The sequence below is a fragment of the Rhodomicrobium sp. Az07 genome, from assembly GCF_018619475.1.
GTDB lineage: Bacteria > Pseudomonadota > Alphaproteobacteria > Rhizobiales > Rhodomicrobiaceae > Rhodomicrobium.
The window spans coordinates 1-223 of sequence record NZ_JAHFZG010000080.1; the positions used below are offsets into that span (position 1 = coordinate 1).

The window sequence follows — 223 nt, forward strand, 5'->3', positions numbered from 1 at the left end:
CTATGAACACGAGGCGCTCCGGTTCCAGGTCGAGTTGGCCGTCGAACCAGTTCCGCCGCTGCTTCAGGATGTCGGGACGCTCCTGTTCGATGGCATGGCCTGTCTTTTTTTACGAGTCATGCCGTGACGCACAAAGAAGCGGTGAAGCCCGGCTACCGAAACGGTCAGGCCGATCTCGACCAGCGCCTGGCGCAATTCTTCGAGCGAGATGTCCTTGCGCGCT

General features: G+C 60.1%; 1 pseudogene. It reads right to left on the bottom strand.

Going from position 1 to position 223, the window contains the following annotated elements:
- Positions 1-223 (bottom strand): annotated as a pseudogene (locus KKP04_RS15685) (IS630 family transposase); the annotation flags it as partial.